At 69.9% G+C, this 21,852-nt stretch carries 23 protein-coding genes and 1 pseudogene; 12 read left to right on the top strand and 12 right to left on the bottom strand.

What is annotated here, in order from left to right; genetic code table 11:
• The 4 genes from D7Y11_RS31595 to D7Y11_RS31610 form a co-directional block, all read left to right on the top strand.
• Positions 1-872 (top strand): hypothetical protein (locus D7Y11_RS31595; protein ID WP_126935542.1); only part of this gene is annotated, 872 nt, incomplete at its 5' end.
• 25 nt (positions 873-897) lie between these two features.
• Positions 898-1,233 carry an FmdB family zinc ribbon protein gene (locus D7Y11_RS31600; RefSeq protein WP_126935543.1) on the top strand — a complete coding sequence of 112 codons (336 nt, stop codon included), beginning with the start codon at positions 898-900 and terminating at the stop codon, positions 1,231-1,233.
• A 75-nt stretch (positions 1,234-1,308) separates the two neighbouring features.
• Positions 1,309-1,512 carry a hypothetical protein gene (locus tag D7Y11_RS31605; RefSeq protein WP_120577451.1) on the top strand — a complete coding sequence of 68 codons (204 nt, stop codon included), beginning with the start codon at positions 1,309-1,311 and terminating at the stop codon, positions 1,510-1,512.
• 55 nt (positions 1,513-1,567) lie between these two features.
• On the top strand, positions 1,568-2,320 hold the full coding sequence (locus D7Y11_RS31610; RefSeq protein ID WP_126935544.1) for a hypothetical protein: 753 nt from the start codon (positions 1,568-1,570) through the stop codon (positions 2,318-2,320).
• A gap of 16 nt (positions 2,321-2,336) precedes the next feature.
• On the opposite strand, the gene D7Y11_RS31615 is transcribed toward D7Y11_RS31610, so the two are convergent.
• Together D7Y11_RS31615 and D7Y11_RS31620 are read right to left on the bottom strand one after the other, a co-directional pair.
• On the bottom strand, positions 2,337-3,065 hold the full coding sequence (locus tag D7Y11_RS31615) for a PHP domain-containing protein (RefSeq protein WP_120577449.1): 729 nt from the start codon (positions 3,063-3,065) through the stop codon (positions 2,337-2,339).
• A 57-nt stretch (positions 3,066-3,122) separates the two neighbouring features.
• Positions 3,123-3,398, bottom strand: coding sequence for a hypothetical protein (locus D7Y11_RS31620; RefSeq protein WP_043321624.1), 276 nt, complete (start codon positions 3,396-3,398; stop codon positions 3,123-3,125).
• Between the two features lie 250 nt (positions 3,399-3,648).
• Between D7Y11_RS31620 and D7Y11_RS31625 the strand changes: the two genes are divergently transcribed.
• From D7Y11_RS31625 to D7Y11_RS31635, 3 genes are all read left to right on the top strand, one after another.
• A complete protein-coding gene (locus D7Y11_RS31625) occupies positions 3,649-3,843 on the top strand; it encodes a hypothetical protein (RefSeq protein WP_014397120.1) in 195 nt (64 codons plus the stop codon).
• Positions 3,844-3,946: 103 nt separating this feature from the next.
• Positions 3,947-5,335: a sigma 54-interacting transcriptional regulator gene (locus tag D7Y11_RS31630; protein ID WP_120576212.1), complete on the top strand. Its 1,389-nt coding sequence runs from the start codon at positions 3,947-3,949 to the stop codon at positions 5,333-5,335.
• Positions 5,336-5,473: 138 nt separating this feature from the next.
• Positions 5,474-5,947, top strand: coding sequence for a hypothetical protein (locus D7Y11_RS31635; protein ID WP_126935545.1), 474 nt, complete (start codon positions 5,474-5,476; stop codon positions 5,945-5,947).
• Between the two features lie 16 nt (positions 5,948-5,963).
• Here the strand turns inward: D7Y11_RS31635 and D7Y11_RS31640 are convergent, their stop codons facing one another.
• From D7Y11_RS31640 to D7Y11_RS31675, 8 genes are read right to left on the bottom strand one after another with little or no spacing between them, the layout of a single operon-like run.
• Positions 5,964-6,929 (bottom strand): hypothetical protein, encoded by a 966-nt coding sequence (locus tag D7Y11_RS31640; protein WP_120576214.1) that lies wholly within the window; start codon positions 6,927-6,929, stop codon positions 5,964-5,966.
• Positions 6,930-6,969: 40 nt separating this feature from the next.
• Complete coding sequence (locus D7Y11_RS31645) at positions 6,970-7,659, bottom strand: hypothetical protein (protein WP_120576215.1); 690 nt, start codon at positions 7,657-7,659, stop codon at positions 6,970-6,972.
• Positions 7,660-7,693: 34 nt separating this feature from the next.
• Complete coding sequence (locus tag D7Y11_RS31650; RefSeq protein ID WP_126935546.1) at positions 7,694-9,514, bottom strand: metallophosphoesterase; 1,821 nt, start codon at positions 9,512-9,514, stop codon at positions 7,694-7,696.
• Positions 9,490-11,265, bottom strand: a complete 1,776-nt coding sequence (locus tag D7Y11_RS31655; protein ID WP_126935547.1) for a GMC oxidoreductase — start codon at positions 11,263-11,265, stop codon at positions 9,490-9,492. The genes D7Y11_RS31650 and D7Y11_RS31655 overlap by 25 nt, the downstream gene beginning before the upstream one ends.
• On the bottom strand, positions 11,249-13,369 hold the full coding sequence (locus tag D7Y11_RS31660; RefSeq protein WP_121754420.1) for a patatin-like phospholipase family protein: 2,121 nt from the start codon (positions 13,367-13,369) through the stop codon (positions 11,249-11,251). Before D7Y11_RS31660 ends, D7Y11_RS31655 begins: the two co-directional genes overlap by 17 nt.
• Entirely contained in the window at positions 13,366-13,908 is a 543-nt protein-coding gene (locus tag D7Y11_RS31665) for a hypothetical protein (protein ID WP_126935548.1), read from the bottom strand. Before D7Y11_RS31665 ends, D7Y11_RS31660 begins: the two co-directional genes overlap by 4 nt.
• Complete coding sequence (locus tag D7Y11_RS31670; RefSeq protein WP_126935549.1) at positions 13,905-14,831, bottom strand: acetoacetate decarboxylase family protein; 927 nt, start codon at positions 14,829-14,831, stop codon at positions 13,905-13,907. The genes D7Y11_RS31665 and D7Y11_RS31670 overlap by 4 nt, the downstream gene beginning before the upstream one ends.
• Positions 14,832-14,845: 14 nt before the next feature.
• Entirely contained in the window at positions 14,846-15,904 is a 1,059-nt protein-coding gene (locus tag D7Y11_RS31675; protein ID WP_126935550.1) for an alpha/beta fold hydrolase, read from the bottom strand.
• A gap of 169 nt (positions 15,905-16,073) precedes the next feature.
• On the opposite strand from D7Y11_RS31675, the gene D7Y11_RS31680 reads away from it, so the two are divergent.
• From D7Y11_RS31680 to D7Y11_RS31695, 4 genes are all read left to right on the top strand, one after another.
• Positions 16,074-16,421, top strand: coding sequence for a hypothetical protein (locus tag D7Y11_RS31680; protein WP_120576222.1), 348 nt, complete (start codon positions 16,074-16,076; stop codon positions 16,419-16,421).
• Positions 16,422-16,555: 134 nt separating this feature from the next.
• Entirely contained in the window at positions 16,556-17,566 is a 1,011-nt protein-coding gene (locus tag D7Y11_RS31685) for a protocatechuate 3,4-dioxygenase (RefSeq protein ID WP_121754425.1), read from the top strand.
• A gap of 64 nt (positions 17,567-17,630) precedes the next feature.
• Positions 17,631-18,305, top strand: a complete 675-nt coding sequence (locus D7Y11_RS31690; protein ID WP_121754426.1) for a response regulator transcription factor — start codon at positions 17,631-17,633, stop codon at positions 18,303-18,305.
• A complete protein-coding gene (locus D7Y11_RS31695) occupies positions 18,302-19,852 on the top strand; it encodes a cell wall metabolism sensor histidine kinase WalK (protein WP_121754427.1) in 1,551 nt (516 codons plus the stop codon). Before D7Y11_RS31690 ends, D7Y11_RS31695 begins: the two co-directional genes overlap by 4 nt.
• Here D7Y11_RS31695 and D7Y11_RS44530 read toward each other — a convergent pair.
• Both D7Y11_RS44530 and D7Y11_RS31705 read right to left on the bottom strand, forming a co-directional pair.
• On the bottom strand, positions 19,821-20,531 hold the full coding sequence (locus D7Y11_RS44530; RefSeq protein WP_233605106.1) for a hypothetical protein: 711 nt from the start codon (positions 20,529-20,531) through the stop codon (positions 19,821-19,823). The two genes, D7Y11_RS31695 and D7Y11_RS44530, sit on opposite strands and share 32 nt — an antisense overlap.
• Positions 20,531-21,289, bottom strand: a complete 759-nt coding sequence (locus D7Y11_RS31705) for a hypothetical protein (RefSeq protein ID WP_126935551.1) — start codon at positions 21,287-21,289, stop codon at positions 20,531-20,533. The genes D7Y11_RS44530 and D7Y11_RS31705 overlap by 1 nt, the downstream gene beginning before the upstream one ends.
• A 435-nt stretch (positions 21,290-21,724) precedes the next feature.
• On the opposite strand from D7Y11_RS31705, the pseudogene D7Y11_RS31710 reads away from it, so the two are divergent.
• Positions 21,725-21,852, top strand: a pseudogene (locus D7Y11_RS31710) (GntR family transcriptional regulator); the annotation flags it as partial.

A 21,852-nucleotide genomic window follows, 5' to 3' on the forward strand; every position in this document is an offset into this window, starting at 1 on the left:
CCTCCGAGGAGGCGGACGCGAAGACCGGCCGCCGCAAGAGCGCCAAGGCGGAGGCCGCCGCCGTCCAGGAGCGCATCGCGCCCAAGAAGCGCACCACCGACGCGGAGGACGCCGACACCGCCGCGTCCGCCCCGGCTCCCCAGGCGCCCCAGGAAGAAGAGGAGGCCCCGCGCTTCCTCAAGCGCGAGCTGCCCCGCCCCCGCGGCCGCTTCACCCGCGTGGAGGCCCAGCGACTGTCGTTCCTTGAACTGACGCGCGCGGAGGGCAAGGAGACGCTGGAGGCCGCCATCGAGGCCACGGAGCACCGCTACTCACTTCTGCGCACGCTGGAGCACCGCTACAACGGCCCGCGCGGTGAGATGACCCAGGTCGACATGGAGAACGTGCTGCGCCAGCACGGCATCATGGAGACGCTGGAGGCCCGCGAGCGCCACAACATCGAGACCGCCTACGCGTCCCAGCGCGGCGCCACCGGCCGGGTGGCCTGGGCGCTCGGCCTGTCCCCCAGCGAGCTGCAGCGGCTCAACCACGCGCTCAGGCTGGAAGAAGTCGTGGAGGCGCTGCGCGAGCGCTTCCGCAACGAGGTGCTGGCCACGAGCCACCTCACCCACCGGCTGGATCTGCTCGGCCGGGACAAGTACCTGGTGGACCTGGGCATCCAGAAGCGCTTCGCCGACGCGCTCCGCAAGGAGCTGGAGCGGCTGGCGAAGGACGCCCTGCCGGACGCCACGGATCTCCACTCGCTGGCCAACGTCGTGGGTCGCAAGCACGGCGCGCCCGCGGAGCTGGTCACCCGCGCCTTCGAGCGCCTGAATCTGACGGAAGGCCTGCGCAAGCAGCTCTCCGCCCAGGCCCAATCCCCTTCGAACTGACTCATCGAGACGAGGTACCCACCCCATGCCCATCTACGAGTACGGCTGCTCGGCCTGTGGAAAGACCATCGACGTCCTGCAGAAGATGTCCGACCCGACGCCCCCTGCCTGCACCGCGTGCGGCGCCGAGGGCACGCTGAGCAAGCAGCTCAGCCGCTCCAGCTTCCACCTCAAGGGTGGCGGCTGGTACTCGGACCTGTACGGCTCCACGAAGAAGGACGGCGGCGGTTCGTCGTCGTCCTCCTCGGCGTCGTCGTCGACCGCGTCTTCTTCGACCTCGTCGTCGTCGAGCACCAGCACGGCGCCCAGCGCTCCCGCGGCCGCGCCGAGCACTCCGTCCGCGTCCGGAGACAAGTCGTAGCGCCCCAGGCTCCATCGTCCCACCGCCCCCGGCTGAAAATTCGCTGGGGGCGCGGGGAGGCCGCACACTTGACGCGTGCCCTTCCCTCCCTCGAAGCGTCCCCCCCGCCACTGCGCGCTGTGCGGCCATCCGGAGCTGACGGATGCTCGGGGGCAGGGGCGGTTCCTCCTGGTCGCGGACCCGCATGGCCGCGGTCCCGTGTGTCCCACGCAGCGCGGCTGCCGCAACGGCAAGCTCGCGGCGACGGACACGCCGGCGCTGACGCAGGCCAGCCGCTAGGCTAAGCAGACACCCGAAGGTGCGCGCCGTCCCATCCCGCGCGCCTCCAGGTGCCATGCCGCGTTCCTTCCGCTCGCTGTCGTCGCTGTTCCTGGTGCCGCTCGTGGCCGCCATGTCCTTTGGCTGCGCGTCCGCCACCCGCATGTCCCCCGAGGACCGGGCCGCGTTGGACCGCGGCCTCAGCGGCCCGGACGCGGAGCAGTACCTGCGCGTCTCCGCCTACCTGACGCCCTTCTTCGGGGACGCGTCCAAGCGGCTGCTCACGCCCTACCCTCCAGAGGACGTGCGGCTGGTGGATGACACCCAGGGCAAGCCCATCAACCCCGGCCCCGTCCAGGCCACCCTCCCCGCCGGCTCGCGCGTGCGGATCACCAAGGTGGAGTTCCCCACCGCGTGGGTCGTCACCGAGCGCGTCCTCTACTCCCCGCGCACCTGGCCGTGGGTGTACGTGACGGTGGAGGGCGCCCCCGCGGGCGAGCAGGTGGTGATGGTGCTGCCGCCGAACCTGGACCGGCAGGACGCGTTCCGCGCGGAGCTGGGGAACACGCTGTCGCCCCACCCGCTGACGCAGCAGCTCAACGGCTTCAGCGCGGCGGTGAAGGAGGCCGTGCGCACCAAGACGCTGGTGCCGGACATGCCCGCGGACGCGGTGCGCATGGCCTGGGGCCCGCCGGAGTCCGTGCGCCGCACGCTGGAGGGCACCGCGAAGAACGAGGAGTGGCGCTACACCGGCGAGCGCCGCAAGGCGTTCCTCAGCGACGGGAGGCTGGTGCGCGCGGAAGAGGCAGGCAAATCCGTCCTGCCCTGAATCGCCTGGCGCCTGTCTAGCGCCGGCCGCCGCGGCGGTGCTGCTTCTTGCCGCCGCCGCCCTTGCGCTGGGCCTGCGCCTCGCCCGGCCGGGTGAGGCGGGGCAGCTCACCGGCCATCACCGGCCAGTAGTCGCCCTTGAACAGCTCCTCCACCAGCTGCGCCTGGGTGAGCACGTCGCGCTTGAAGAAGGTGGCGCCGCGGCCCATCTCGTCCAGGGAGCCGCGCGCGTCGCTGCCGCCCACGCAGGGCACCTTGAGGACGTCCGCGGCCTCCACGGCCAGGTCGTTGGCCGTCTGCTTCACCTTGGCGTTGTAGCCCTCCACGGCGCACAGCACGCCGGACAGTGAGCGCACGTACTCCATGGCGGGGTTGGGCACGTCGCGGTCGAAGGGGCGGGCCGCGATGATGGCCGCGCCCATCGCCTTCACCTTGGGCAGGCACTCGGCGGCGCTCCAGGGCTTCTCCCGGTTGCTGCCCCACATCTGCACGGGCTCCGGCGCCAGCTCCGGCTTCGGGAAGAAGCACAGGTATTGGCCCCGGTCCGTGACGAGCTCCAGGCCCACGAAGACCTTCACCTTGGACCTGGCGCCGATCTCGAAGAGTTCGTCGCAGCCGTCCTGGGTGTTCGTCTCGGTGAACGCCACCGCGTCCAGGCCGAACATGGCCGCACGCTCCAGCACGGCGCGCGGCTCCAGGTCGCACCCCTTGGACAGGTGGGAATGGGCGTGTAGGTCGATGAGCATGGGCGACGCGTGCCTAACAGGCCTCCCCGGGCCTGTCGAGCCCGCGCGCGCAGGCCCTCAGGCGTACGCGTAGGACTGGAAGTTGCCCTGCTTGGCCTGGCTGTTCTTCTCCTCGTAGGTGCGAATGAGGTAGCCCATCAGCATCAGCGAGGACGTGTTCTCCAACACCCGGGACGGATCCTTGGAGATGAGGTTCGCGCTGTAGTTCAGGAAGAACTGCGCCAGCTCCTCGCCCGCTTCCTTCACGATGAGGGCGTTGAGCGCGCTCGGCTCCATGGTGCGGATGGTGTTGATGAAATCGACCGCCAGGTCCTTCTTCGTCTTCATGTCCACGGTCCTGCCCCCTTTTTCCGCCCATGCCCTGGAGCCGGAAATGGCCCCGAGCCCCGCCCCAATTCACGAACCGGGTGCGACCGGGTGAACCTATGCATGCCGGTCCACCTGCAAACCCCCACCCCACCCCGCCCCCCCGCTCCCTCGCGGATCACGTCTTTTGGAGCGCAGCATTTTTGACACCCCAAAACGGCGTGTGCGATAACCCCCGGTCAAGCCTTTTCTCACCACCCACAAGGAGTGGCAGGCGATGTTCACGGGCGTGAAGGTCTTCTCCGCGACGAAGGCCAAGGAGCGGGAAGAGTTGGGTGAGAACGTCACCCGCTGGATCAAGAGCAACGCGGACCTGGAGATCGTGGACCGGGTCGTGTGCCAGTCCTCTGACAACGAGTTCCACTGCTACACGCTGGTGCTCTTCTACAAGCACGCGAAGCCGCCGGCCTGACCGCCGCGCGTCCCCTGGACTCTCCTCCCGGGCCCGTCCTCTTCCAGGCACTCACCTTTGTCGGTGCGTGCGGGGAGGCCGGGCCTTTCCGTTTCCGTATGTTATGGTCCGCGCCGTGGCGCGCTTCGGGGACGACAGCGGGGAGGAGGACCGGCAGCTACGCACGGACGCCCTGCCGGCGATGCGCTCGGCGCGGGTGCGGGTGCGGCTGTTGGTGCTGTCCGGCCCGGACGCGGGCCAGAGCTACCCGCTGGCGCCCGGGCGCTACCGGGTGGGCGCGGACGCCAGCTCGGATGTGATCATCGCGGACCGGGCGGTGTCTCGCAGCCACCTGCTGCTGGACGTGCGCGAGGACAGCATCCAGGCGGTGGACGTGGGCTCGCGCAACGGCTCCTTCTGCGAGGGCATGCGCTTCACCACCCTGGAGGTGCGCCCCGGCGCGGTGCTCACGCTGGGCACCACGGAGCTGAAGCTCGTCCCGGAGGGAGAGAAGGCGCACACCCTGCCCCTCTCCAACCGTGAGCGCTTCGGCAACCTGGTGGGCCAGAGCCGCCGGATGCGCGAGGTCTTCACCCTGCTGGAGCGCGTGGCCCAGGGCGAGTCCGACGTGCTCATCCAGGGCGAGACGGGCACCGGCAAGGAGCTGTGCGCGGAAGGACTGCACCTGCATGGCGGGCGCTCCAAGGGGCCCTTCGTCATCGTGGACCTGGCGGGCGTGGCGCCGCAGCTGTTGGAGTCGGAGCTGTTCGGCCACGTGAAGGGCGCCTTCACCGGCGCGCAGGCGGACCGGGCGGGCGCCTTCGAGCGCGCGCACGGCGGCACCCTCTTCCTGGATGAAGTCGGAGAGCTCCCGCTGGAGGTGCAGCCCCGGCTGTTGCGCGCGCTGGAGCGCCGGCAGGTGAAGCGGGTGGGCGCCAATGACTACCGCTCGGTGAACGTGCGGGTGGTGGCGGCCACGCACCAGGACCTGGAGGGCGCGGTGAAGACGGGCCGCTTCCGCGGAGACCTGTTCCACCGGCTCGCGGTGCTGCGCGCGACGCTGCCGCCCCTGCGCGAGCGGCCGGAGGACATCCCGCTGCTCATCGACACCGTGCTGGAGCGGATGGGCAAGCCGCCCAGTGCCCTGTCGGACCAGACGCGCGCCCTGCTGGCCCAGTACCCGTGGCCGGGCAACGTGCGGGAGCTGCGCAACGTGGTGGACCGGGTGGTGAGCCTGGGTGAGTCCGCGCTGCCGGAGCTGCCGGACGCGCCGGTCGCGCGCCCTGCCCTGTCGCCGGACCTGGATCCGGAGGACACGCTGTCGCTGGCGCTGGAGCTGCCCTTCAAGGAAGCGAAGGAGCGCCTCATCGAAGGCTTCGAGCGCGACTACCTGCGCACGGTGCTCGAGCGGTGCGGCGGCAACGTCTCCAAGGCGTCGCGAGAAGCGGGCATCGACCGCGTCTACCTGCGGAAGCTCCTGCGCAAGCACGGGCTGGTGTCCGGGCCGGACTGACGGCGGTCCCCTGCCCCCACCCGGAGTCACGGTCCCCGTGGCCCGGGTGACACTGGGGCGGGCCTCCCTGCCGGGGGTGGTTGTCGGTGCGGGTTTCCGCCCCATCTTGGGAGCACCAACGCACGAGAGGTGGGTGCCATGCGCCAGGGATGGGGGAGGTGGCTGTTCGTCGGGGGGCTCGTGCTGGGCGTCAGCGCGTGCCAGTCGCGGGACGGGGCTGTCTCGGAGAGTGGCATGGTGCCGCGGCTCGCGGTGTTCCAGGCCGGGGCGGCGGTTCCCACGGAGGAAGGCACCGGCGGGAGCGGAAGCGGAAGCTTGGGCTCGGTGGTGGCGGAGGACGTGCCGGACTTCTACGGCACGGTGACGATTTCGGGCGCGCGGGGCTTCACGGTGCGCGACGACGACGGCGTGGAGCGGCCGTTCGTGGTGGCGCCGTCCACGCGAATCCTGCGCGACGGAAAGCGCGTGGCCCGCACCCAGCTGTCCCCGGGTGTGCTGGTGCACACGACCTACGGCGAGCGGCTGGGGTCATGGGTGGCCACGGACGTGGAGATCTACTCCGGCACGCCGTCGCGGGACATGACTGCGACGGCGGCACCGGTGAAGCGCTGACGGGCGGGCGCTTGCGTCAGTAGACGGCGAGCGCCTGCGGCAGGTGGTAGCTGACGATGGTGAGCACGGGGATCTTCGGGCCCTCGTCCTCGTCGTCGGTGGTCATGCCGGAGGTGACGCGCAGGCCGTCGAAGCGCGCGAGGATGACGTAGTCGCGGCGGGTCTCCAGGAAGGGATCCGGCGCGGCGAGTCGACCCAGGGCTTCGCGGCCGGTCTCCTCGGAGAGGTTGTCGTAGGTGCGCTCGGAGGCGGACTGGGTGGTGCTCTCGCGGGTGAAGATGGAGCCGCCCACGCGGCCCTCGCCGGTGATCGCCGTCCGTCCGCCCAGGTCGCCGGAGGCCTGCGTCACGGTGTCGGTGTGGTAGGCGATGCCGACCTCGCGGCGGGAGGCCACGGACTGGAGGCCCTGCTCCACCAGCCACAGCGTGGGGCGCTCCCCTTCCGAGCGCTGGTCGGCCACTTGCGCGCGCAGGAGGACGTAGCGGCCGCGGTAGGTATCCGGCTGGGCGACGGCGGACGCGAGCGAGAAGATGGGCACCTTGCGCGCGTGGAGCAGGCGCAGCTCACCGTCCACGCTGCCGCCGCGCTGGGCCACGACGCGGGCGATGAGGTTGGCGGCATCCGGACGCACGCGCAGGTCTTCCGCCCACGCACTGCCCAGCACGGCGCCCAGCTGGGTGAAGCCGGGGGCCTCCGAGCACAGCTTCAGGGCCAGCCACGCGTCGTCGCGTGAAGTCGCCTGGAGCTTGCGGGCGGCGGTCTCGCACGAGGCGGGCGTGGAGTAGCGGGCCAGGAACGCGCGGGCGTCATGCGGCGACGTGGGCGGTTGCTCCGCGACGACGGAGCGCTTGGGCGCGGGGGGCGGCGTCCGCGGCGGAGGCGAGTCCGTGAGGGCGCGGTCCTCCAGCGCGACGTGGGAGTGCGAGGCACCGCAGCCGGTGGCGAGCGCACCCAGGAGGGTCAGCAATGGAAGACGGGGCATGGCGCGAGGCTCCTTGAAGTGCGACAGCACGGTGGACGCGCTACAGCGAGGCGGAGTCGGTGTGCTGCGAGTTCGCGCGCGACGGCGACTGGCGCGGAATGGACGCGGACGGGGGCAGCATCATGGAGCAGGCGTCGTGGCAGCGCTCGTCCATGCACGCGAGCGTGGTGGGCCCTGCCTGCTGCCGCGACACGGCCGCGTAGCAGCTCTCGCCGTTGCCGGGGCACTGGCTGCGTGCCGCGCACTCACAGCAGGTGGAGGCCACGGAGGCCATCAACTGAACATCCTGGAGCACGGAGGACAGCGCGCGGTAGCAGGCGCGAGCCGCGGGCGCGAAGCGGCCCTTGGAGTCCACCACCGGCGTATTGCCTTCGATGCCGCAGCGGCCCACGACGTCCGCGTACTTGCGCTCGCAGACAGCGACGAGCTTGGGGTCGGGCGAGCCGTCCCGCGCGTTGCTCACGGCCTCCGAGCAGAGGGCGCGAGATGCGTCCTTCAGCAGCTTGATGTTGGCGGACTCCACGTCCGAGTTCGCGTTCTTGGGAGGCGGCGCATCCGCCTCGAACACGCACTCCTTCCCCGCACGCAGCGTGTCGATGGTGCACGACCACGCGGTCGGAGACGCATCCACGAGCGGGGGCGCCCCCAGCGCTTCGGGAGGCAGGGACGACGGCGCGGGGCCGGACGGCGCGGCGCCGAGGAAGAGCAGGGACAGGAGCATCGCCTTCATATGGGACGCAGCGTAGGACTTTGGCCCGCGCCGCTCAAACCGCTCCGCCGGGTGGGTGTTTGTCCACCATCATGTCCGTGGGTCTCGTCGGACCGGTCTCCTCCAGCATCGGAAGGGCCTTCGTCCGGTGAATGACGATGGGCGGCTCGATGAGCCGGGGCGGTGTCGCCCGCGTGTCCGTCGGGTCCGGAATCCACACCGGATCCTCGGGAGAACGTCCCCGCTTCCACCGTCGCGGCACCCGCCGGAAACCCACCGGGTACACCGTGAGCTGGCCGTCTTCGTCGAAGCGGAGCCGGAGGAAGTTCTTCCAGTCCGGAATCGACAGCGACGAGAACGCCTCATTGGGGTGACAGGAGAACACGTTGAGCGACAGCAGCAGGTACACGCCCACCACCAGCGGCCCCACCAGCGCTCCGCCGCCAAACAGCAACAGCCCGCTGAGGAAGTCCCGCCGCAGGCTCCATTGAAGCTCCGCCGCCAGCGGCGCGGCGACGGCGGACACGCCCCAGGTGAGCAGCAGCGCCACGGTCAGGTGCACCAGTCCATGCGCGATGCCGGCGGTCTTCTTCCAGAGCGGCCCCCGCCGGCCGTCCGCGAACGCGAACGTGCCCAGCACCACGCCTGCCCCCAGCAGCAGCGAGCCCGTGCTCTGCACCCCCGCGTTGATGACCTCCCGGAACGACGGCGCACCCACCGCCCCCTCATTGAGGTTCGCGGCCACGCCCCAGCCCAGCAGCGTGTAGACGACGCCCATGAACACGCCGAACCACGGGTTGATCGCGGTGAACAGCAGGTTGCGCCAGGCGAGCCACTGGGATGCCCGCTGCGGCGGGTAGCTCGCCTTCTGCACGAAGCCGCCTGGACTCTGATCCACCTTGGGCAGGTGCGTGGGATGCAGGAACGCCCCTCCCCCACCCGCGATGATCTTCTGCCGCCCGTCCGCGTTCTCGTGCCGGCGGTAGTGGTGCAGGTCTCCCGCCAGGAAGACGCTCACCTTCTTGCCCAGCACCTTCTGCTCCAGGAAGTCGATGTTGTGGTCCAGGAAGCCACGCCCCGCGTGAGGCATCACCTGCTGCTTCACCCACGCAGGCTCCGCGTTGCAGAGGATGATCCGGTCCGTGCCGCGCATCTGTGCGGCCACCTTCTGGAAGAACTCCACCTGCGGCGCGTCCAGGTCGGACTCCAGCTGCATGTCCGTGCCCAGCAGCCACCAACCGTGCGGCAGCCTCAGCGCGAAGTAGCTGCGCTGCTGCTGCGTGCGCCAGCCATTGGAGCGCCGGCCCTGGCAGAACAGGCGCGTGAAGGACACCAGTCCGTCGTACCAATCATGGTTGCCGGGCACCGCGAACAGGTGCGGCCGGTGTCGCCGCTTGTTCAACGCGTCCTCGTACGGCACCACCGTGCGCGCCTGGTACTCGTCCACGCTCGCGGTCGGATAGACCTCGTCCCCTCCGAACACGAGCACGTCGCCGCCCCGCGTGACGTGCGTCTCGCCGGACTCGCCCGTGAGCGCCAGCTCCGGCGCCATCACCGCGGACGCCACCGCGTAGGTGGAGTCCCAGCCGTCGCCCAGGTCCGCCACGTAGTCCAGCCACAGCTCGTCGCGCGGATGACCGGTGTCGTCCACCGAGTAGTCGAAACAGAGCGGCTGCGGCCGGGATACGGCGTCCAGCAAACGCCGGTCCGCCTGTCGTCCGAACGTCCCAGACAGCAGTGCCTTCATCCCTGACTTCGCGAGCACGGTCGGGTCGAACCACGACACCATCTTCCGGCCCGGAGGCGTCTGTGGCTCGGGCGTGGGCTCGACGCGCTGGCCCGGAAGGCGGCTCACATCGGAGGCGCGGACGGCCATGGCCCCTCCTCCGTCGCCCGCCACGCACGTCCCCGAGTGCCCCTGCGGTGCGAATCAATGAGCGCATCCGCGAACCGGTCCGCGAGCGCGGCGATGGTGAGGCTCGGGTTGGGCCCGACGGGGCCCGGCATCATCGAGCCGTCGGCTACATACAGCCCCGGGTGGCCAAAGGCCTCGCCCGTCGCATCCACCACGCCCTCCTCAGGCCCGCGTCCCATGGGACAGCCGCCCAGCGGGTGCACGGTGATGACCCGGCTCAAGTAGCTGAGTGGGTTCTGCAGCAGCCTCCCCTCCAGCGTCCGAGCGATGTCCGCCATCGACTGGCGCACCTGCTGGAAGTACTCGCGCGAACCGCTCATCCGCCAGTCGATGGCCAGCATCCCGTCGTCCGTCAGCCGCATGTGGCCGGTGGGAAGGTCGCGCCCCATGCCCAGCAGCGGCAACGACGTCGCGGAGCCCAGGCAATCCCCCAGCAGCTCGGCGATCTCCTCGCTCACGTCGGAGTCGTGCGTGCGTCCCGTCCACCCACGAATCAGGCGCCACGCCAGCTTGAGGCCTCGCTCCACCAACGGCGCCTGATACGCGCCCTCGTAGAGCCAGTTGACGAACTCCGGGTAGCCCGCGTCCTCGATGTAGTAGCCCCGGCCCGTGCCGCCCTCCTCCTCGCTCCGGAAGTGCAGCGCGCTGGTGATGACCGGCCCGTGCCCTCCCTCCAGGATGCGAGGCAGTTGCTTGCCGGTGCTCGAATCGTGGCACTGGCGCATGAAGCCCAGCAGGTCTCCGTTGCCGCAGAAGCGCGTGCCCAACCGTCCGCTCAACCCGGGGAAGTTCCGCTGGTTCTTCAGGAGCAGGAACGGAGTGCCGAACGTGCCCGCCGCCAGCACCAGCCGGTCCGCCGTCACGGTGCTGCGCGGCAACATGGACTGCGGGCCTTCGCGAGGCACGTCCTCCGGCGTGTCCGTGTGGTCCAGGTACCGCACCACGTAGCCGCCCCCCTCCGAGGGCCACAGCTCCGTCACCTCCGCGCGCGTGCGCAGCTCCGCCCCCGCGTCCTTCGCCGCGGACAGGTACGTATAATCGAGCGTGTTCTTGCTGCCCGTGTTGCAGCCGATGTCGCACTCGCCGCAGAGGTGACAGGTGGTGCGCGTGCGGCCGTGGAGGTTGGGATGCTCCTCGCGGATGGGCTCGCCCGGAACGGGCACCTCGCCGGGGTTGCCGAACGTCACGGCCAGCGGCGGCAGTTGCCAATCGCCCGCGCGACCCAGGCGCTCGGCCGCGAGCTTCATGGCCAGCGTCTTCGCGGTGGAGTCGTACGGCGGATGCTCCAGCGGATAGCGCTGCACGTGCATCATCCGCTCCACCTCATCGTAGTGCGTCTCCAGATCCGCGCGGGTGACGGGCCAGTTCTCGTAGCCTCCGTCAAGGAGGTCCTCGTGGATGAAGGTCTTCTCGTCCTTGCGCAGCAGCACGTTCGCGTAGATGAGCGACCCGCCTCCCAGCCCCGCGGACACCACGCCGCCCAGCCCCTGGAAGGACCAGAGGTTGAACAGGCCGTGCATGCCCTTGCTCGGGTCCCAGAAGTTGCGGCGCATGTCGTGCGGACTGCGCGCGAAGGAGCCCGGCGGATACGCCTTGCCCCGCTCCAGCACGCACACCCGCAGGCCTGCTTCCGCCAGCCGCCACGCCATCACCGAACCGCCGAAGCCCGAGCCCACGATGACGACGTCGAAGTGCTCAGCCCTCGTGGCCATGCGTGGCCTCCTCTGCGCGCTCGCGCACCGGTGCCTCCGGGGCGTAGAGGTCCCAGAGCGCGCCCAGGAACAGGTGGCCGAAGCGGGCCATCATGCCCGCGCCCTCCACGCCCCCGCGCGACGAGCGCATGCTGGCCACCAGGTGGAGCAGCTCGCGCATGCCCAGCACCAGGACGCCCGCGCCCACCACCGGGCCGCGCGCGTCCACGCCCGCGTGCAGGTAGCTGTAGAGCCGCGTGGTGTCGCGCCAGAGGTCCGGGCCCGGGTCGTCGCGCAGCGTCTTCGTGCCGTCCAGGTAGTAGTCCTGGCCGTTCGCCTGGAAGCGCAGGCCGTAGGTCATGATCTTCGTGCGCGGATCATCCGTGCTGCGGAAGAGGTTGAAGCTCCCCTCGCGCACGGGCAGGTCCATGCCCAGCGGCTTGTATTGCACGTGCGCCACCAGCCGGGCCGCGTGGTCCGGGTCGCGGATGAACGCCTCCATGTCGTCGATGGTGATGGTGCAGTGCATGGTGAAGGGCGTGGAGCGCCCGTCGTGGGCGCCCGCCTCGGGGTCGGTGGTGCCCATCGCGAGCGGACCGGCCATGGTCTCGCGGAAGGTCAAGTCATAGGCGGGTTCGGTCATCTGCGTGATCTCCGGGGTGAGGGGCAGGCCCTGGCCGTCCGCCACCGCCAGGTAGCGACAGGCGTCCGAGTAGCCCTGGTCGATGAGGGTCGAGGCCGTGACGTGGCCCGCGTAGAAGTCCGGGTCCAGGGGCAGCGGGTGCTCGGGCCTGATGAGGTGCACGGTGATGGGCCGCACGTGTCCCGGCACGTGCTCGCCCGCGAGGATGCGCGCGTTGAGCTCGCGCACCTGCTCCAGCTGGGCGAAGAGCGCGCCGTTCGCGCTCAGTTCAATCATGTGGACGTACTGGCGGAAGAAGCCGTCGGCGTAGGTGGACGTGTTGCCGATGCACCAGACAATCCACACCTCGTCCGCGCCCCGGTGCACGGCCTCCATCACGTTGGCGTCCTGGATCCACACCGAGTCCAGGTACAGGTGGCTGTCCTTCACCACCGGGGGCATGAAGAGCGGCAGCGAGATGCCGGCCACCAGCAGGTCGAGGTCCACGTCCGTGTGCGGGATGGCCTCGTTCGTCTTCCGGGCGAAGTCACACACGTTGAAGGTGCCGGAACGCTCGCGGTTCGCGCGGATGGCGTCCACATCCACGCCCAGGTGCGGGAAGACGCGCTGGACGATGCCGTCCGCGTCCCCCGGCGCGGTGAGCTTCCAGGGCCGCGCGTATTCGTCCAGCGGCATCAGCGACACGAAGTCCTTCACGTCCAGCGTCCGCCACCGCTCACACATCTCCGCGGGGGACTGGCCGGACAGCCACATCGCCAGGGTGATGATGCCGCCGGACGTGCCGTCCGCGTGGGTGAAGGACAGCCGCGCGTCCGTCAGCGCGCGCAGCACGCCCGCCTGCCACGCGACGCGCATGCCGCCTCCCGCGAGCACCAACGAACGCCGGGGAGCCTCCGCCGGGGACACCTGGATGGCTATGCCCTCGTCGAACGTGCGCTGGAGCCGCCGCGAAGGCACGCCATTCCGGGTCGCATCCGCGACACGCAGCGCGCTGACGGAGGGGCTGGTGGCCTCCGGAGCCGCTACTTCTGTCTGCGGCCTGAGCACGGTGATGATCTGCTCGCGCTGGCGCAGCGACGCGTAGAACCCCAGCACCAGCACCGCGGACAGCGCGTCGACCGCAGCCACCCCCAGCGCCAGGGGCGACAGCAGGTCGCGCGCCACGCCCGCCGCCACCATCCCGCAGGCCCCCACCTTCTGGAGGCCGGTCCACAGGAAGGCGGCGGGGTTCGCGCGAGGCTCGTGCAGGCCGTGCAGGAGCAGGCCGCCGAACAGCACCATGAACATGCCCACGATGCGGAAGAAGTGCGCGGGCGCGGCGGACGCATCCGCGTGCAACAGCCGCAGCTCCAGCCCCGGCAGGAACATCTGCGCCGCGCCGGTCGCGACGGTGATCCACCCGATGGCCGCGAGCGCCCAGCGCCAGGGGCGGCCGCGGACGCGGGCCTGGCGCTCCAGCCATCGCGACGCGGCCGGGCTCATGCGTGGGCCTCCCGGCGCGAAGGCACGGACACCCCCAGGCGCCAGCGCTCTCCCGCCGGATGCTCCGCGCGCAGCACCCGGTGCACGAAGTAGCCCAGCGTGAGCAGCCACTGCACCGTCCACAGCCCCACGCGGATGCGGTTCATCCGCATCCACGCGCCCAGCACCTCTGTCAGCCGTTCGGGCGACGTGATGCCGGCGGCCATCTCGTCGTTGTACGGGAAGATGTAGATGCGCGTGAGCAGCGTGGCCACCACCACCGCGACGAGCACGCCCAGCGGATACCAGCGCAGGGCCGTCTTGCGCTCGCGCCACGCCAGCACTCCGGCGGACAGCAGCATCACCGCCGTCATCCAGGTGAAGAACCGCGTGGCCGCCTGCACCTGCGGCACGAACTGCAGGTAGTAGTTGTCCACCGTGAGCTGGGGCGCGATGGGGAACGTGAAGAGGATCAGCGACCAGCCCGTGCCCAGGTACATGGACGTGCACAGGAACAGCAGGCACGCATTCGCCAGATCCAGGCTGCCGCCGCGCTTCATGGCCGCGCTTCCTCCGGCAGGGGCGCCACGGCCTGGAGCACCCTCGGCGGCGCTCCGTCCGACTCCGGGTCCGGCATGGGCGTCTGGTCCTGGCCCAGGTCCACCACGCTCTCGAGCCCCTCCGGATACGTGTCCGGAGGCAGCGTGGGCTGGGTGAGGAACCACGCCTCGAAGTGGTCATCCAGCACGCCGCTAGACGAGGGGAAGAACCCGGTGAGGAACGGGCGCGGGGAGATGCTCAAATCCCGCAGCACCTGCACGCGCGGATGGTCCCCCACCTCCAGCGTCCCCCACGCGCGCTTCCCCACCCGGAAGCCGAAGCGGCCCCGGAAGTAGATGGTGGACTTCATCAGCATCCCCCGGAAGGCGCAGTAGTTCACCGCCGCCATCCGCAGCGGAAGCCACGCGAGCTTCGGGCGCTCGATGCGCACGCGCACCGCCTGCTGGCCGCCCTCCTCGTAGCGGCTGCTCACGGAGCCGTTTTCCACCCGGAAGTCCAACCGGGCCAGGTGCTTGGGCATGCCCCAGATGCCCTTGCCGCCCTTCACGGAGACCTCCGTATTCACCGGCAGGTCCACCACGTACTGCCCCACGCCGAAGCGCTTCTGGAACAGCAGGGGCAGGAGCGGAGGCGAGGGCCTGCGTCCATGCGTGCACGCGAGCGCGATGCTGAACTCGATGTACGCGCCAATGTCCGTCCGCTTGTAGTCGATGACGGAGACGAGCAGCACGCCGCGGTCGCGCGACAGGCGCAGCGGGTGCAGTTCATTGCCGGGCAGCAGGGCCGCGGCGCGGCGAGCGTCCACGGTGAAGGCGGCCACCATCGCCGGTGCCCCCTTCGAGTCCACCGGCAGCGCGTACGGGATGTCGTCCACCCGCGAATAGCGGCCGTACTGGGTCTGGATGCGTCGAGGCAGGAACATGGCTTTGCCTTTCGTCAGTGGAGCGCGGAGCGATCCAGCTCGGAGAGGATGAGGGGGAAGACATCCTGGGACGCGCGCTTGCCCATGAAGACGTCCAGGTGGCCGTAGCCCGGCAGGAGGTGCAGCGCGTGCCGGCCCGGGTGGAAGTGCTCCAGATGTTCGAAGCTGCGGCGTTGGCTCTCCGCGAGGAAGCAGCGGTTCTCCTCGCCCGCGAAGAAGACGAAGCGCGCGTCCGTCTGGGGCTCGCGCACGCCCAGGTCCTCCGGCAGCGCGCGGAAGCCCTCCACGGGCACCAGGTGGCCGGCGCGCACGCACTGGTCCATCTGCTTGAAGAAGCTGAAGGGCACCGGACCGAACTCGTGCTGGAGCCAGTCGTGCGTCTGGGCGTTGAGGTTCTCGTGGCGCCACAGCACCGGGAAGCCCGTGCCGTAGGTGAAGCTCGTCCAGCGGCAGACCAGGTTCTCGCACTCGTGATGCGTGGCCTGCACCACGCGCGTCAGCATCCGGGCCGTGCGCGTGGGGCCGCCGTAGGCCCACTGCGGATCCAGGAAGGGCGTCAGCCGCGCGACCAGCGGTACGGCGTAGTGGAGCTTCACCTTCGCGGTCGCGGGCACCACCGGGTGCAGTGACACCGCGTTGGTGATGATGAGATCCACCTCTGGAAGGAGCCCCGCCACCGCGGCCATGGTGAAGCTGGTGGATCCCTGGCAGTGGATGACGGCCTTGATCTTGTCCGCGCCCGTCTTCTCCCGCACGGTGCGGATGGCGGGCGGGTGGTCCAGGACGGCGGCCTGATCCAACGTCCACTCGCCCGGCTCCACGTCCATGCTGGCGCGCCAGTTCTCCAGCCACACGTCGTAGCCGTCTTCAATCAGCGCATCGACCAAGGTCTGACGCACCGGCGCGCGGAAGATGTTCCCGCGCACGCCGGCTCCGTGCACCAGCACCACCGGCCCCTTGTCCGCCTTCTCGACACCGCGCAGGTGAACCAGGTGCAGCGCGCGGCCGTCACCCGCGAGGAAGGGAATGATCTCCTCGGTGTAGCGCGGCTCATGGATTGTTTCCGCGGACATGACGGCATCCCCCCACTCCGCAAACGTTGGGCGGTGCGCGGAGGCCGACAACCGGCGTGCAACCCCACCCGGGGCGCCGCTCGCTGCGCCAGACCGGGACCACGGGCAACGGCGCGGCGCCTCCCTGGCACGCCGCCCGTGTCAGCCCTTGGGGTGCTATGCGTGGGGCATGAACGCGGACTCAGGCTGGAGCGACTACGAGGGCGGCGCGACGCTCGGCGGCATGGGCAGCCAGGGCGGCACCATCGTGCGGGACGAGGGCTTCCGCGGCCTCCTGCGCCTGACCTATGAGTCGGATGACTCGCGGTCCTTCCATGTCGTCACCTGCGGCATCTCCGGTTGGTTGTTGCATCCGCGCTTCTTCGACAACGCGGCGGAGGCGCTCCACGCTTTCGACTCCATGAAGCCCGCGCTGGAGGAACTGGGTACGACGCTCCCCGAAGGCGGTCCCCGCTCCACGGCGGACGGACGGGCAGCAGGTCCACTGCTCGCCGCCTTCCGCGTGCGCTTTTCCTGAGTCGCGGACCTTCCGCGCAAGGATTGCTTAAGGTTCTCCCGAGATAACCCGGTTCGCCATCCGGTCAGCCCCGGGCGGCCCCGAGGGCGGCACTCTCGCCGCCCCTGGCTCCCGAGCTCCCGGAGGAACCCCGGATGAAGAGCGAATCCCCTCAGGACCTTTCCCCCAAGGTCGTCACGCGCCGGAGCATCTTGCGCGGCATTGGCCTGTCGCTGGCCGCGGTTCCCGTGGCGAAGCTGCTCGTCGCCTGCGGAGGCGACGACACGACGGGCGACGACACGAACACCGGAGCCGACGCGGGCACGGGCACCGACGCGGGAGTGGTGGACCCGGGCTTCTGGGCCACGGGCGGCACCGCGGCGATGACGGCCGCCGCCGCGTATCCGGCTCCGTTCGCGTCCGGCCTGGGCACGGTGTGCAACCTCGCTTGCGAAGCCACGCTGGGGCCCTGCTACGCGACCACGGTGGACCGCAAGGACATCAGCGAGGGCCATGAAGGCCTGCCGGTGCGCCTGGCCTTCCTCGTCGTGGACGAGTCCTGCAAGCCCATCCCGGGTGCCACGGTGGACATCTGGCACGCGGGCCCGGAAGGCCTCTACTCCGGCGAGGACGCAAGCGACTTCTGCACGTCCGGAGACGCGACGGCCCGCGCGGCGCGGTGGTTCCGCGGGGTGCGGACCACGGACGCCAACGGGCGCGTGGACTTCGACACGTGCTTCCCCGGTTGGTACAGCAGCCGCACCATCCACATCCACTTCACGGTGCGGGTGAACGGCCAGGAGTTCGTCACGTCGCAGCTGTTCTTCGACGACTCGACGAGCGACGACATCGTCAACAGCCAGCCGCTCTACAACACGCGTGGCGAGCGCGACACGACCAACCAGAACGACACGGTGGTCTCAGGAGACGCGGTGGGCGACTACCTCTTCGCCACGCAGCGCATGTCGGACGGCGCGATGCTGGCGTCCAAGACGCTGGTCGTCCGCTCCTCGCTGAATACCGCGTCCTGCGCCATGCCGGGCGGCAGCGGCGGCGGTGGTGGGCCCGGCGGTCCTCCTCCAGGCGGCGACGGTGGCATGGGTCCCCCGCCTGGCTGGGATGGCGGCATGGGGCCTCCCCCGGGCTTCGACGGTGGCATGCCCTGAAATAGGGTGAGCCGGGCCACCCCGGAGTCCTCCGGGGTGATGTGTCCGAAGGGAGGCATGGCGCATGGGCGACCGCATCCTGCTGGTGGAGGATGACGACCAGCTCGGGTCCCAGATTGTCGGGCACCTGCGCTGCGCGGGCTTCGAGCCCGTGTGGTGGCGCGAGGGCCGGCTGCTGGTGTCCGGCGACCTGCCGGACGTGAGCCTCGTGGTGTTGGACCTGATGCTGCCGGGCACCTACGGCCTGGACATGCTCAAGGCGCTGAGGACCTTCTCGGAGGTCCCGGTGCTCATCCTGAGCGCGCGCAACGACACGCTGGACAAGGTCCGGGCGCTGAAGCTGGGCGCGGACGACTACATGACGAAGCCCTTCTGGCCGGAGGAGCTGGTGGAGCGCGTGCGAGCGCGTCTGCGCCGGCCCACGTTGCAGAAGGAGCAGGCGGTGGTGGAGATGGGCCCGCTGCGCATCGACCTGCAGGGGCACGCGGTGCAGGTGCAGGGGCGGCCGGTGGAGCTCACGCGGGTGGAGTTCGAGTTGCTCGCGGCGCTGGCGCGCAGGCCGCAGGAGGCGGTGACGCGGCAGTGGCTGGTGGAGCACGTGTTGGATCCGGAGCGTGAGGGCACGGAGCGCACGCTGGACGTCCACGTGTCGCGGCTGCGGCGCAAGCTGGGTCCGGTGAAGTGCGTGGAGACGGTCTGGGGCGTGGGCTACCGGCTGGTGCCCGGGGAGGATGCGTGAAGCTGCGGTTGCGGCTGGCCCTCACTGCGGTGGCGGTGACAGTGCCCGCGGTGTTCGCGCTGGTTCAGGTGGAGCACTCGGTGCGCCGCCGCACGACGGACGAAGTCATCATCGCGTCCACGCTGTCGCAGATGCAGTCCGGGGGCCGAGAACGCTGCGAGGCCACACCCGAGACCTGGATGGTCCGCTCCCGTTCACCCCAGCGTCCGCCGTGGGAGCGCGAAGGCCTGCCCGACGGCAACGGAGGCCCGCCCTCCGGCACGGTCGCGCCGAACGAGCCATCAGGCAATGGGCCCGCATCGGAGGGCCCCAGGCCCAGAGACGAAGGTCCGCCGCGATTGGGGGCCCGGGGGCCGCTGGGGCGGCGCCTGCCGCCGGTGAGCCTCTACCCGTTCGACGGCCAGTTCGTTTCGCGAAACCCGCAGGCACCGGCGCTGGACGACGAACTGCGCAAGGGCGTGCAGGACGACGGCGTGGGCGTGCGCCGCTACTCGAAGGCGGACGGCGCGCTGGTGCAGGACCTGCTGTTGCGCATGTCCTGGGATGGAGGCCCCTGCGAGTACGTGCTCGCGCGTCGGGTGGAGCCCGCGGAGTCGCCAGAGGTGGGGCTGCCGCCGCTGTACGTCTGGGGAGTGCCCACACTCATCCTCCTGTCCGCGATGGTGGTGGCGCTGGGGCCGGTGGTGCAGCGCCTGCGCCGACTGACGGACGAGGTGCGAGCCTCATCGGGCAGCCGCTACGAGCAGCCCGTGACGGTGAACGGCACCGACGAGATCGCGGAACTGGCCCGAGCCTTCCAGCAGGCCCGAGCGGAGATCCAGGCGCAGATGGCGCACCAGCAAGCGCGCGAGCAGACGCTGCGAGACTTCCTGGCGAACACGACGCACGACGTGATGACGCCGCTCACGGTGTTGCAGGGGCACCTGGCAGCGATGCAGCAGCGGATGCGCGCGGGTGAGCCATTGGAATCGGGACTGATGCTGTCCGCGATGAGCGAGGCGCACTACATGGCCTCGCTGGTGCACAACCTGGGAGCGGCGGCGAGGCTGGAAGCGGGAGCACCGCAGGTACAGCACGCGCCGGTGGACCTGAACGCATTGGTGTCACGGGTGCTGGGCCGGCACCAGCCCATCGCGAGGCCGCAGCGCATCGCCCTGGAGAGCGGAGTCCCGGCGACGCAAACCTGGGTGATGGGCGACGAAACCTTGCTGGAGCAGGCGGTCAGCAACGTGGTGCTCAACGGCATCCGTTACGGACGCGAGGACGGCCACGTGGCGGTGGTGCTGGAGACGACGCGCCAGCAGACCTTCCACCTGCGGGTCATCGACGACGGACCGGGCATCTCCGAGGAGGAGCGTTTCAGGATCCTGGAGCGCCGCTTCCGAGGCAACTCGGCACGAACACGAGAGCCGCAAGGCCAGGGCCTGGGCCTGAACATCGTGCACAACGTGGTGGAGCTGCACGGCTGGAAGATGACCCTGGCTCCCTCGGAATACGGAGGTCTGGAGGTCGCCTTCACCGGTCCGCTGATGTCGCCACCGGGGTGACAGGAGGCAGGCTCTCAACGAACCAGAGCTGCTTGTGGCGAGGCTCCTTGTTGTACTGCTCCGCCAGCCACTCCAACTGCGAACGCCAGGGCGAGCGCGCGATCTCATATCGCACGCCGTTCTCGTCCTGGCGCAGCAGGACCCAATGCATGGGGCCTGGGCCTCGGGACGGAAGAGGATGCAGCGGGTCCTGGCTCTCTACGAAATAGCCCTGCTTGTGTCCGCGATGATCCAGGAGGTCCGCGAAGCAACGAGCGGACCGTTCACGCGAAAAACTTGCCACCTCGAACGTGCCACCATGCGTGTCGATTCGAAGGACGCGCCAGCCGCCATGCCCATCGCGCCGCGTCCGCTCCTCGGAGGAGGGCCCCATTTGGAAGGGCTCTTCCGCGGAAAAGGAAAGGTGCGCGAGGACATGCTCGAACTCCGCTGTTTCTTCCGCGATGACCCTGGCGTTCCCGGTGAGGAAGTCCTGCGACAGGACGAACTCCAGACCGCACTGCGCCTCGAGCCACCACGTTTTGATGGAAGCCTCCACGTCCTTCCCTTCGAAGTTCGGAGTCCCCAGTTGGTCCAGGTCCGACAGCGAGAACGTCGCGCTCCCGACCTCGCGCAGGGGAGCCAGGCTGGGAGTCGAAACCTGCTTCAATGATGGAAGCCCGCGTTCCCAAGTGCCCATCAAGATGACCTTTTCACCACGTAGTTCACGAGCTCCGGCCATGCAGCCTCAAGCGAGTCCTGTGACGCTTCCCCGAAAAGAGCGATGGCGTCCACCGGCCGCGCCTCCCCGGTGAGCTGCTCTACGCACCATACCTCCAGCACATTCCGCAGTCCGAGCAGAGGTCCGTTGAGATTCTCTAGCGCCGCATCGGCCAGCAGCTCGCGAGCCTCGGCCCAGCGCCCCTCACGGCACGCCACCACCGCTGAAGCGAGCGATGCGAACCACAAGGGAAAGTCCACCCGCGACCTCGCCTCGGCAAGCCGGGAATCCACTCGCGCCAACCGACCTTCGAGCGCGTCCACCAGCGCGAGCGCCGCGGACAACACCGCGCGGAACTGCGGCGTCAGATCCTTCCGGGACTCCAGACTCGAAAGCTCGCGCCCCGCCATCGGCAGTTGCCAGAGCTGGAGCCGGGCGACGCCGATGTTGTACGTGGGAATGACCTGGACCTTCGCGAGTGGTCGCGACGCCTCGAACCGCTCGAGCGCGGCGGCCACCCTCCCCTCCGACAACAACTGGAGCCCCTCGTCCGTGAGCTTCTTGCTCCGGCGGTAGCGAGGAAGAAAGCAGAGGGCTATCGGCACAAGCAGGGCGAACATGACGACGGGGAACATCGTCAGCGCCAGCCGCCGGTCGGGAATGAAGTGGCGCAGCAATCTGGGCACGCCAACGAGCACCAGCAGCATCACCACTGCGTACGGCCAGGATTTCCGCATGGGCCGTCATCTACGCAAGTCGTCAGCAAATCCCGCGCCCCGAAGCATTCCACCCGGAGCCTGACTCACGGACTGCGGCCGTGGGCCCGCGACGTCGTGCATGCGCGAACACGAAGGTGAGCCACGGACAGACGCGCCCGCCCGGGCCCTGTTGCCTCAAAACCTGTCCGACTGTCGGACAAGTTTCCGCAGCATGGTCCCCAGGCCGCCGGCCCGTCAGTGGGCACAACGTCATGCGCGCACGGATACCAATGTGGTGCACGCACAGGGTCGCCCGCCCGGGCCCGGTTGCCTCAAAACCTGTCCGACAGTCGGACAGGTTTTCGCCCCATGCGGCCCGGGAGCGCGCTGGCCCGGCAAGCGACGCGGCGGGTGGGCCCGCACGTCCATGTCAGACCCCTGTGGTTGGATGGCGATGCTGGGACGAGGAAGGGGATGGGGATGGAACGGCGAGGACTCGTGGCCTATGTGGAGGCGCAAATCGAGCGCGACATCGCGCTGGGGCGGCTGCATCCGAGCGGGCAATTCGGCTCCGAAGCGAAGCTGGCGCGCCGCTATGAGGT

The organism is Corallococcus sp. AB018 (assembly GCF_003986945.1).
In the GTDB taxonomy this organism is placed as follows: Bacteria; Myxococcota; Myxococcia; order Myxococcales; family Myxococcaceae; genus Corallococcus; species Corallococcus exiguus.

What these genes read in the sequence shown, in the direction of transcription:
- D7Y11_RS31675 (WP_126935550.1), bottom strand. Translation starts at nt 15,904, where the DNA reads ATGTCCGCGGAAACAATCCATGAGCCGCGCTACACCGAGGAGATCATT.
- D7Y11_RS31655 (WP_126935547.1), bottom strand. Translation starts at nt 11,265, where the DNA reads ATGGCCACGAGGGCTGAGCACTTCGACGTCGTCATCGTGGGCTCGGGC.
- D7Y11_RS31680 (WP_120576222.1), top strand. Translation starts at nt 16,074, where the DNA reads ATGAACGCGGACTCAGGCTGGAGCGACTACGAGGGCGGCGCGACGCTC.
- D7Y11_RS31685 (WP_121754425.1), top strand. Translation starts at nt 16,556, where the DNA reads ATGAAGAGCGAATCCCCTCAGGACCTTTCCCCCAAGGTCGTCACGCGC.
- D7Y11_RS31635 (WP_126935545.1), top strand. Translation starts at nt 5,474, where the DNA reads ATGCGCCAGGGATGGGGGAGGTGGCTGTTCGTCGGGGGGCTCGTGCTG.
- D7Y11_RS31650 (WP_126935546.1), bottom strand. Translation starts at nt 9,514, where the DNA reads ATGGCCGTCCGCGCCTCCGATGTGAGCCGCCTTCCGGGCCAGCGCGTC.
- D7Y11_RS31630 (WP_120576212.1), top strand. Translation starts at nt 3,947, where the DNA reads ATGGTCCGCGCCGTGGCGCGCTTCGGGGACGACAGCGGGGAGGAGGAC.
- D7Y11_RS31610 (WP_126935544.1), top strand. Translation starts at nt 1,568, where the DNA reads ATGCCGCGTTCCTTCCGCTCGCTGTCGTCGCTGTTCCTGGTGCCGCTC.
- D7Y11_RS31640 (WP_120576214.1), bottom strand. Translation starts at nt 6,929, where the DNA reads ATGCCCCGTCTTCCATTGCTGACCCTCCTGGGTGCGCTCGCCACCGGC.
- D7Y11_RS31625 (WP_014397120.1), top strand. Translation starts at nt 3,649, where the DNA reads ATGTTCACGGGCGTGAAGGTCTTCTCCGCGACGAAGGCCAAGGAGCGG.
- D7Y11_RS44530 (WP_233605106.1), bottom strand. Translation starts at nt 20,531, where the DNA reads ATGGGCACTTGGGAACGCGGGCTTCCATCATTGAAGCAGGTTTCGACT.
- D7Y11_RS31670 (WP_126935549.1), bottom strand. Translation starts at nt 14,831, where the DNA reads ATGTTCCTGCCTCGACGCATCCAGACCCAGTACGGCCGCTATTCGCGG.
- D7Y11_RS31615 (WP_120577449.1), bottom strand. Translation starts at nt 3,065, where the DNA reads ATGCTCATCGACCTACACGCCCATTCCCACCTGTCCAAGGGGTGCGAC.
- D7Y11_RS31660 (WP_121754420.1), bottom strand. Translation starts at nt 13,369, where the DNA reads ATGAGCCCGGCCGCGTCGCGATGGCTGGAGCGCCAGGCCCGCGTCCGC.
- D7Y11_RS31705 (WP_126935551.1), bottom strand. Translation starts at nt 21,289, where the DNA reads ATGCGGAAATCCTGGCCGTACGCAGTGGTGATGCTGCTGGTGCTCGTT.
- D7Y11_RS31645 (WP_120576215.1), bottom strand. Translation starts at nt 7,659, where the DNA reads ATGAAGGCGATGCTCCTGTCCCTGCTCTTCCTCGGCGCCGCGCCGTCC.
- D7Y11_RS31600 (WP_126935543.1), top strand. Translation starts at nt 898, where the DNA reads ATGCCCATCTACGAGTACGGCTGCTCGGCCTGTGGAAAGACCATCGAC.
- D7Y11_RS31665 (WP_126935548.1), bottom strand. Translation starts at nt 13,908, where the DNA reads ATGAAGCGCGGCGGCAGCCTGGATCTGGCGAATGCGTGCCTGCTGTTC.
- D7Y11_RS31690 (WP_121754426.1), top strand. Translation starts at nt 17,631, where the DNA reads ATGGGCGACCGCATCCTGCTGGTGGAGGATGACGACCAGCTCGGGTCC.